This is a genomic window from Lysobacter sp. 22409, from assembly GCF_052045105.1.
Taxonomy (GTDB): Bacteria; Pseudomonadota; Gammaproteobacteria; order Xanthomonadales; family Xanthomonadaceae; genus Lysobacter; species Lysobacter antibioticus_B.
On the sequence record NZ_JBQEOE010000081.1, the window covers coordinates 1 to 8,973 of the forward strand.

Sequence of the window (8,973 nt, forward strand, 5' to 3'; positions counted from 1 at the left end):
CCAGGAGCCGCGCAGCAAGGGGTAGGAGCGACGCGAGTCGCGACAGGGGGCGGGTCGAAGATCGAGCCCGGTGCGACTACTCGAAGCGGCAAACACGCAGATGCTTCGTGCTTTCGCAGCGCAACGTTTTCGCGGTCGCGGCTCGCGCCGCTCCTACCCAAAAGCGGCGGCAGCGACGATGCACGCCATCCCGCGCGCCTCAATCCTTCTTCACCGCCAACAACCAATCGAGAAAGCTCTGCGCCGCCGGGCGCAGGCGGCGGTGGGCGGGGTAGATCGCGTAATAGCCCCAGCGCGCCGGCATCGACGGGCCGGGCAGGCGCACCAGCTGGCCGGAGCGCAGATAGGGCACGGCGATCTGTTCGCGCGCCAGGGCCACGCCGATGCCGTGGGCGGCGGCCATCATGGCGTCGGTGGTGTCGCTGAAGGTGTAGCGCTCCTCCAGCTTGCGGCCGTGTACGTCCGCGGCGCGGAACCAGTCGTGCCAGCCCTGGCGGGCGTGGTCGGCGATCAGCGGCAGGTCGGCGATCTGCGCCGGTTCGGTGATCCGCTCGATGCCGGGCATGTTCGGCGAAGCGACCGGGAACAAGGCGTCGTCCATCAGATGATGCGCGGTCAGCCCGGGCCAATGGCCGGCGCCGTGGCGGATGCCGAGGTCGGGGCCGCCTTCGTCGAATCGCGCCAACGCGATCTCGGTGTCGAGGCTGAGCAATATCTTCGGGTTCGCGCTGGTGAACTCGCTCAGCCGCGGCAGCAGCCAGGTGTAGGCCAGCGAATGCAGGGTGGTGACGCGCACCCGGTCGGTCTCCTCGCGGCTGACCCGCAGGCTGCGCAGCACGCCGTCCATGTCGGCCAGGGCGGTGCCGGCCGAGTCGGCGAGCTGGCGCCCTTGAGGGGTCAGGGCGACGCCGCGCGCATGGCGCTGGAACAGGCTCACGCCGAGCCGGCTTTCGAGCTTGCGCACGTGATGACTGACCGCGCTGGCGGTCAAATGCAGCTCTTCAGCGGCGTGGGCGAAATTCTGATGCCGCGCGGCCGCTTCGAAGGCCGCCAGGGCCGGTAACCAGTCTGCCCGCAATGCCATGATCAGCCTCAAATCATATTTGTGCCTGAGCGCCAAAGTATGCGCTTGTCTCGGCTGGCGGGCCAGTCAAAATAGGCGTCAGGGAAGAGCCAGATTGTTGTCACGACCCGCCGCGACCCACCCGCCAGTGCCTGCGTATGAGCCTCATCGACCTGCTTGCGACCTCCGCCGAACTGCCCGCCGCCTGGCGCTCGACCGTGGTCGGACGTTTCGGCGGCGCCAACTTCAAGCTGGTGCGGATGGACGCCGGCGCTTACGCGGAAGAGACGCACGATTTCGCCGAGGGCCTGCTGGTGCTCGACGGCGAGATGCGTCTGAGCATCGGCGGTGCGATCGTCGAAGTCGGGGCCGGGCAGCTCTATGTGGTGCCCGCGGGTGTGGCCCACGGGGTCGCGCCGGGCAGCCGCGGCACGCTGGCGATTCTGGACGTCTGAGCGAGCTGCCGGCGGAGCCGGCGCGGCACTCGATTCGTTATTGATCGGATCGGTTCTTGATTAGATCCGGCTGATCGAATTCGGATATCCGCATCTGGGCCACGTACCGATACTGCGATCGGGCCCTGTGCTCGATGGCGCTTGGCCATGGCCGGCCTCGGTTGTCCGTATCGCGCAACGGCGTCCGTCGCCGCTGCGCCCACCGCGCCGCCGCGAGGCCGGGTGCGGCCGTGTTCCCCCGCAGGCGCCCGCATCGCGCGGCCGCCGTTTTCGAGGACTTAGCGCATGCGTTCCCCCGAACTCGCCGCCAACGTAGCTTGCAACTGCCCCGCAGCCCCGGCTGCCGTGGCCACCCATTCGGACTCCGAGCGCGCCGCCTGGCGCACGCCGCTGGAGCTGACCGTGCTCGGTGCGATCTGGGGTTCGTCGTTCCTGTTCATGCGCGTGGCGGCGAAGGACTTCGGCGCGCTGCCGCTGGTGGAAATGCGGCTGGGCCTCGGCGCGCTGATCCTGTTGCCGTTCCTGTGGAAGGCGCGCGAATCGTTCAAGGGCGCGATCTGGGCCAAGCTCGCCTTGATCGGCGTGATCAATTCGGCGGTGCCGTTCGTGCTGTTCGCCTGGGCCGCGCAACGCGCGCCGGCCGGCATCGGCGCGATCACCAATTCGATGGCGGTGCTGTTCACCGCGCTGGTCGGGTTCCTGTTCTTCGGCGAGAAGATCGGCATGCAACGCGCGGTCGCCTTGTTCGCCGGGTTCGCCGGCGTGGTGGTGCTGGCCAGCGGCAAGACCGCCGGCGCGAGCATCGGCTGGGCGGTCGCGGCCGGTTGTACCGCCGCCTTCCTGTACGGCATCGGCGCCAACTTGGTGCGCCGCCAACTTACCGGCTTGCCGGCCGCGGCGGTCGCTGCGGCGACCCTGGGCACTTCGGCGCTGTTGACCCTGCCGTTCGCGATCGCGCAGTGGCCGACCCATGCGATCCCGGCCAAGTCCTGGCTGTCGGCGGCCTTGCTCGGCGTGCTTTGCACCGGCATCGCCTTCGTCATGTACTACCGCCTGATCCAGCGCATCGGCGCCGGCCGCGCGGTTGCGGTGACCTACCTGGTGCCGCTGTTCGGCGTGGCCTGGGGCTGGATGCTGCTCGGCGAGCCGCTGACCGGCACCATGCTGATCGCCGCGCTGTTGATCCTCGGCAGCGTCGCGCTGAGCCAAAGGGCGGCGAAGTAAGCATCGCGCGATGCAGAACGGCCGGCGGATGGGGGCTGCCTCCGAGCCTCGTTTTCGCGAGACTTCATGCGCCTGTCGTAGAACACGGCGATCGGTCGCTACGGGCCTTTCGTCAGTCGCTAGACTCCAAGCCGTCATCCCCGCGAAGGCAGGGGTCGAGAAACTTCAGCGTTCCGTCGCGATAAAGCCCTGGATCCCCGCCTTCGCGGGGATGACGAGCAAGAGCGTCGCAGGGCGCTGCCATGGATGAATCGGTCGCATAAGCCGCCATCGCATCATCCGTTCGCATCACCCATCCATTGCAGCAAATCCTCGTCGCTTCCCCCATCGCAGTCTTCCATCACACCCGCCTCTCGGAGATTCGCTTGAATTCCATCCAGCATCGCGTCCAGTTCGATTTCGAAATCGAGTTCAGCAACGGCGGCGGCCTGCAGGGCCAGGGGTTTCGCCTCGACATCGAGGGCGACGACATCAGCGATGCCGAACTGGTCGACTACATCGTGCGCGACTTGCGCCTGCTGATGGTCGGGCCGGCGCGCATCCTCAACAAGCAAATCCTGATCGAAGCGCACAAGCGCAAGGCCGGCGGCCTGGAGCACGGCGCGACGCGTTATATCGACCTCAGCCACACCATCGAGGACGGCCTGGTCACCTATCCGGGCATGCCGGCCGCGTATATCTGCGATTACCTCAGCCGCGAATCCTCGCGCGAGATCTACGCCGAGGGTACGCAGTTCCATATCGGCCGCATCGACATGGTCGCCAACACCGGCACCTACATCGACTGCCCCTCGCATCGTTACGAGCACGGCGCCGACCTGTCGCAGATCCGCGCGGAAGACTGCGCCGATCTCGACGCGATCGTGGTGCGCATCGACCCGTCGGTAAAGGCGATCGATGTCGCCTACTTCCGCGACCTGGAACTGCGCGGCCGCGCGGTGTTGGTGCACACCGGTTGGGACCGGCACTTCGCCACGCCGGTCTATGCCGACGGCCATCCCTTCCTGACCGAAGACGCGGCGGTGTGGCTGCGCGATTGCGGGGTGAAGCTGGTCGGCATCGATTCGATGAACATCGACGACACCCGCGGCAAGACGCGTCCGGTGCATTCGACCCTGCTCGGCGCCGGCATCCTGATCGTCGAGCACCTGCGCAACCTCGCCGCGCTGCCCGACGAAGGCTTCAGCTTCAGCGCGGTGCCGCCGAAGGTGAAGGGCATGGGCACATTCCCGGTGCGGGCCTTGGCGAAGATCGTCGGCTGAGGGGCCCGGGCTTCGCTCTCCTTCTCCCGCATGCGGGAGAAGGTGCCTGCAGCGCGGATACGGGCACGCGCTCGCTACCGCTGCGATCCCAGATAGTCCTGCAAGGCCGCGATCGCCATGCGCACCTTGGCCGGTTGCGAATCGCGCTGTGCGGTCACCGCATAGACGCCGAGCGGCGCCATCGTCCATTCCGGCAATACATGCACGGCGCGGCCATCGGCCAACACCGGCGTCGCATCCGGCTCGGGCAGGCGGACGATGCCGAGCCCCTGCAGCATCATCTGCTTGAGGGTCTCGGCGTTGTTGCCGACGATGCGCCCGCCGATCCGCACCCGCCGCGAGGGTTCGCCGTCGCGATGCATCTCGACGTACTCGGGTTGGTTCATCACGCTGAGGATCAGCATCGAGTGACCGGCGAGTTCCTCCGGCGTGCGCGGCAGGCCGTGGGTCTGCGCATACGCCGGCGAGGCCAGCAGCAGATGCCGCCACTCGGCCATGCGCCGCGCGATCAGGTTGGAGTCGGCGAGCCGGCCGACCCGGATCGCCAGGTCGATGCGCTCGGCGATCAGGTCGATCTGGCGGTCGTCGGCGAAGATCCGCAGCGACAGTTCGGGATAGGCGCGCATCAACGGTGCGAGTGCGGGCGCCAGATGCGCGGCGAAGCCGATCGGCGCGGCGATGCGCAACTCGCCGCGCGGTTCGTCGCGCAGGTCGCCGAGGCGGCCGTCGGCGCTGCGCGCGGCGTGCAGCATCGCTGCGCAGTCTTCGTAATAAGCCTGGCCAATCTCGGTCGTGGTCAGCTTGCGGGTGGAGCGATGCAGCAGTACCACGCCGGTCTCGGCTTCGAGCTGGCGCAGCTGCTGGCTGACCGCCGAGGGGGTCATGTCGAGTTCGCGGGCGGCCGCGCTCATCGAGCCCAGTTCGACCACCCGGGCGAACAAGGCCATACGTTTGAGCCGATCTATCGTGAAGTCCAGCTTCATGGTGATAGCGTCCTGGGCCGGATTATCGCGGAGTCTGTAAGTCAGCAAACTATATCCCGTCCAATCCACTACGGGAGTCCCCGATGAATATCGTCCTGATCGGCGCCACCGGTTACGTCGGCCGCGCCCTGCTCCAAGAAGCCCTGCAGCGCGGCCACCGCGTCACCGCGGTCGCCCGCGACACCTCGTCGCTGCAGGCGCACGACGGCCTGACCGCGAAGCCGGCCAGCATCGACGGCGAGGCGACGGCGTCCGCGACCGTGGCCGAACTCAGCCGCGGCCACGACGCGGTGATCGCCTCGTACAACGCCGGCGGCTGGAAGAACCCGAACGTCGGCCGCGACACCGTCGCCGGCTATACCCGGATCGTCGAAGGCCTGAAGCAGGCCGGCGTGCCGCGTCTGCTCGTGGTCGGCGGCGCCGGCAGCCTGGAGATCGCGCCGGGCCAGCAGGTGCTCGACCAGCCCGGTTTCCCGGCCGAGTACCGCGACGGCGCCGAAGCCATGCGCACGGTGCTCAACACGCTGCGCGAGGAGAAGAGCCTGGACTGGAGCTTTCTGTCGCCGGCCGCGCACCTGGTGCCGGGCGAGCGCAGCGGCCGTTACCGCGTCGGCGGCGATCAGTTGCTGGTCGACGACAAGGGCGAGAGCAGCATCTCGGTGCAGGATTATGCGGTCGCGCTGATCGACGAACTGGAGCAGCCGGCGCATTCGCGCAAGCGCTTCACCGTCGCTTACTGATCGTTGCGTGCGATAGAACGAAGGGCGCGATAGCGAGGCTGTCGCGCCCTTCGTCGTGCACGGTCATTTCAACTGATCGCTACGGCGCGAGTGCCTGACCCTGCGGTCGCGGCTTACGCCGCTCCTACAAAGGGAGCGGCCAGTGGCGCCGTGCACGGGCTCTCAGCCGATCGCCGCGACCAGGGCTTCGCGTTGTTTCGCATCGAGCACAGGGCCGACGCCGGCCTTGAGGTTGTCGGTCTGGTTCTTGGGCTTGGACGTCGCCGGAATCACCACCGTCACCGCCGCTTCGCTGAGGACGAACTTGAGGAACAACTGCGCCCAGGAATCGGCGCCGACCTCGGACGCCCAGGGCGGCAGCGGTTTGCCCTTGACCTGCGAAAACAAACGGCCGTCCTCGAAGGCGCGGTTGATCATCACCGCGATACCCAACTCGCGCGCGAGCGGAAACACCGTGCGTTCGGCAGCGCGCGAGACCGGCGAATAATTGATCTGGACGAAGTCGGGCTTGAACGCGCGCATGTCTTGCGCGAGTTGCGCCTGCGCTTGTTCGCGGTAATGGGTCAGGCCGACCAGGCGCACCTTGCCTTGCTGCTTCAGTTCGCGCGCAAGCGCGAGCTGGGTGCGGGTGTCGCCCAGGTTGTGCACCTGCAGCAGGTCGATGCGATCGGTGCGCAGGCGCCGCAGCGAGGCTTCGAACTGCGCCAGGCCTTCGTCGCGGCCGCTGACGCCGGACAGCTTGGTGGCGAGGAACAGGCGCTCGCGCAGCTTGGCTTCGGCCACGAGATCGCCGAGCACGTCCTCGGCGCTGGAATAGGTCGGCGCGGTGTCGATGACGCGGGCGCCGGCATCGACGAAACGTTTCAGCACTTCGCGCAGGGGCGCACGCGATGCCGCGTCCGTGCCGACCTCGAAGCTGCCCGAGGTGCCCATGCCGATCACCGGGATGGATTCGCCGGTCGCGGGAATCGTGCGCTTGAGCAGGGTCCCGGAGAACGGCGTTTCGGCCGGTGCTGTTGCAGCCGCGGCGGGCGGCGATTCGTCGCTGCATGCGGCCAGCGGCGCGAGTGCGAGGCCGGTGGCGGCGAGGGAGACGGTGCCGAGGAAATCGCGACGACTGGCCATGGCGGAGGCTCGCTGTGGGATCGGTGCGGTGGTCGCCTGCGTGGCGGGCGACCGTGGAGCGATTGTGGCACCGAATCCTCGCCGGCGAGGCGTTGCGTGACGGGCAGGGAGTCAGCGGGGGTGGGTATCGGCGCGATCGGAACGAATGCGGTCGCGATTTGCGTCGCTCCTACCCTTAAAGCCGCGTTCCAGGGTAGGAGCGGCGCGAGCCGCGACCGCGATGTTTCGAAAGCCGGCGCTACGCCCCGTAAGCCGGCGTCGCCGCGACGCGACGCAACGACTGGCCTCAACGTGCTCCGAGCTTCTCCAGCAAACGCATCGCCGCGGCCGGGTTGCGTTCCTTCGCGGCGCTGATGAAATAGACGAAGACTTCGCGCGGCTTGCCGCCCTCGACGGGCGCGGCGACATGCGGCAGCTCGGGCCGATCTCGACCTTGCGCCCAGGCCTGCGCGCGTTGCTTCCAGTCATCCAGCTCGGCCTCGGGATAGCCTGCCGCCACTTCGCTGCGCGAACGCATCAGCCGGGCGTAGACGAAATCGCCGGTGACGTCGGCCAAGGAGGGGTATTCGTCTGAGTCGGTGAATACCGTGGCCATGCGGTGCTCGCGCGCCAGCCGCACATAGGCCTCGTCGAGGAAGCTCGGATGGCGGACTTCCAGTACGTGCTTGAGTGCGCGGCCGTCGAGCGTGCGCGGCAGGTTGTCCAGAAACGCCGCGATGTCGTCGCGGTCGAACACGCGGTTCGGCGTAAGCTGCCATAGGATCGGCCCGAGCCGCTGGCCGAATTCGCCCAAGCCGCCGTCGATGAAGGCCTTCGCGCCGTTGCCGGCCTTGGCCAGGGCGCCGCCCTGGGTGATGCGGCCCGGCGCCTTCAGCGAGAACACGAAATGTTCCGGCGTCTCCGCCGCCCACTTCGCATAGGTCGCCGGCTTCTGCGCGCTGTAGTAGGTGCCGTTGATCTCGATGCTGCTGAGCTGGCGGCTGGCGAACTCGAGCTCGCGCCGCTGCACCAGCTTGTCCGGATAGAAGTTGTTGCGCCAGGGCACGAAGGTCCAGCCGCCGATGCCGGCGCGGATACCCTCGACCGGGCCGGGGCCGGCGCCGAAATCGCCGGCCGCGGTCGAAGCCGGGGCGGCGGGAGCGGCGAACAGATCGCCGGGTGCGGAGTCGCTGCTGCGTTTGCGATTCATAGGTTCCACGGGTTGTAGGTGCCGAACCACCACAGTCGGCCTTCGAGGTCGCGGCAGGTGTAGGCGCGTCCACCGTAGTCCTGGTCGGCGATCTCGACCACGATCTCGGCGCCGGCCGCGCGCGCCTGCGCATAGTGCTCGTCGGCGTCGCTGACGACCACCGAGCAGGCCTGAGTCTCGCGCCCGCCGATCTCATCGGGTTGGACGATGCGCCGGCCCCATTCGCTGCTGTCGTCGACCGAGCCGAGCATGATCATGCCCGGCCCGTAGGTCAGCTGGGCATGGTGCACGGTATCGCCGTCGGCGTAGACGGCGTGTTTCTCGAAACCGAACGCGCGGCACAGCCATTCGATCGCGGCGGGCGCGTTGCGGTAACGCAGGGACGGGATGATGGTGCTGCCGACGATCGAGTCCATGAGGCGCTCCGTTGGCGTGTTGGCGGCGCGGGGTGTCGGATTTAGGGCGACGAGCATAGCGCGGCGGCGTTATCCTCGTGTCTTCACGGACGCCGCACCGCGGCGGGAGCATGCGATGACCAAGTATTCCGGCGGCTGCCACTGCGGCAAGGTCGCTTACGAAGTGGAAGGCGAGATCGACCAGGCCATCGATTGCAATTGTTCGATGTGCCAGCGGCGCGGCGGGCTGTTGTGGTTCGTGCCGCGGGCCTCGTTCGTGTTGAAGACCGATCCGGCCGATCTGGGCCTGTATCACTTCAACAAGAACAGCATCGATCATCATTTCTGCAAGCACTGCGGCATTTCCTCCTTCAGCCAGGGCAGCATGCCCGACGGTACGCTGATGACGGCGATCAACGTGCGTTGCCTGGAAGGGGTCGATCTGGCCTCGGTCAAAGTCGTGCCGGTGGACGGGCGCAGTTTTTGAGTCGAGGCCGGCGTTGCGTGAGCGACGCCGTAGCGGATGGTTCGTGGTCG

At 67.7% G+C, this 8,973-nt stretch carries 10 protein-coding genes; 5 read left to right on the plus strand and 5 right to left on the minus strand.

What is annotated here, in order from left to right:
* Positions 1-199 precede the first annotated feature (199 nt).
* A complete protein-coding gene (locus ACTJJK_RS22610; protein ID WP_036149103.1) occupies positions 200-1,084 on the minus strand; it encodes a LysR substrate-binding domain-containing protein in 885 nt (294 codons plus the stop codon).
* A gap of 137 nt (positions 1,085-1,221) precedes the next feature.
* Here ACTJJK_RS22610 and ACTJJK_RS22615 point away from each other — a divergent pair, with 137 nt between their 5' ends.
* The 3 genes from ACTJJK_RS22615 to ACTJJK_RS22625 all read left to right on the plus strand — a co-directional run bounded on the left by ACTJJK_RS22615 (position 1,222) and on the right by ACTJJK_RS22625 (position 4,004).
* Positions 1,222-1,518, plus strand: coding sequence for a cupin domain-containing protein (locus ACTJJK_RS22615; protein WP_440731308.1), 297 nt, complete (start codon positions 1,222-1,224; stop codon positions 1,516-1,518).
* A gap of 285 nt (positions 1,519-1,803) precedes the next feature.
* Positions 1,804-2,742, plus strand: a complete 939-nt coding sequence (locus ACTJJK_RS22620; RefSeq protein WP_081931052.1) for a DMT family transporter — start codon at positions 1,804-1,806, stop codon at positions 2,740-2,742.
* A 365-nt stretch (positions 2,743-3,107) separates the two neighbouring features.
* Positions 3,108-4,004, plus strand: coding sequence for a cyclase family protein (locus tag ACTJJK_RS22625; RefSeq protein WP_440731309.1), 897 nt, complete (start codon positions 3,108-3,110; stop codon positions 4,002-4,004).
* A 74-nt stretch (positions 4,005-4,078) separates the two neighbouring features.
* Here ACTJJK_RS22625 and ACTJJK_RS22630 read toward each other — a convergent pair whose 3' ends face one another.
* Positions 4,079-4,987 (minus strand): LysR family transcriptional regulator, encoded by a 909-nt coding sequence (locus tag ACTJJK_RS22630; protein WP_440731310.1) that lies wholly within the window; start codon positions 4,985-4,987, stop codon positions 4,079-4,081.
* Positions 4,988-5,070: 83 nt separating this feature from the next.
* Here ACTJJK_RS22630 and ACTJJK_RS22635 point away from each other — a divergent pair, with 83 nt between their 5' ends.
* Entirely contained in the window at positions 5,071-5,727 is a 657-nt protein-coding gene (locus ACTJJK_RS22635; RefSeq protein ID WP_440731311.1) for an NAD(P)-dependent oxidoreductase, read from the plus strand.
* 162 nt (positions 5,728-5,889) lie between these two features.
* On the opposite strand, the gene ACTJJK_RS22640 is transcribed toward ACTJJK_RS22635, so the two are convergent.
* The 3 genes from ACTJJK_RS22640 to ACTJJK_RS22650 form a co-directional block, all read right to left on the minus strand.
* Positions 5,890-6,852 (minus strand): aldo/keto reductase, encoded by a 963-nt coding sequence (locus tag ACTJJK_RS22640; protein WP_440731312.1) that lies wholly within the window; start codon positions 6,850-6,852, stop codon positions 5,890-5,892.
* A gap of 286 nt (positions 6,853-7,138) precedes the next feature.
* Positions 7,139-8,041 (minus strand): DUF72 domain-containing protein, encoded by a 903-nt coding sequence (locus ACTJJK_RS22645; RefSeq protein ID WP_440731313.1) that lies wholly within the window; start codon positions 8,039-8,041, stop codon positions 7,139-7,141.
* Positions 8,038-8,457 (minus strand): VOC family protein, encoded by a 420-nt coding sequence (locus ACTJJK_RS22650; protein WP_031372885.1) that lies wholly within the window; start codon positions 8,455-8,457, stop codon positions 8,038-8,040. The genes ACTJJK_RS22645 and ACTJJK_RS22650 overlap by 4 nt, the downstream gene beginning before the upstream one ends.
* A gap of 115 nt (positions 8,458-8,572) precedes the next feature.
* Here ACTJJK_RS22650 and ACTJJK_RS22655 point away from each other — a divergent pair, with 115 nt between their 5' ends.
* Complete coding sequence (locus tag ACTJJK_RS22655; protein WP_031372886.1) at positions 8,573-8,923, plus strand: GFA family protein; 351 nt, start codon at positions 8,573-8,575, stop codon at positions 8,921-8,923.
* The last annotated feature ends 50 nt before the right edge of the window (positions 8,924-8,973 follow it).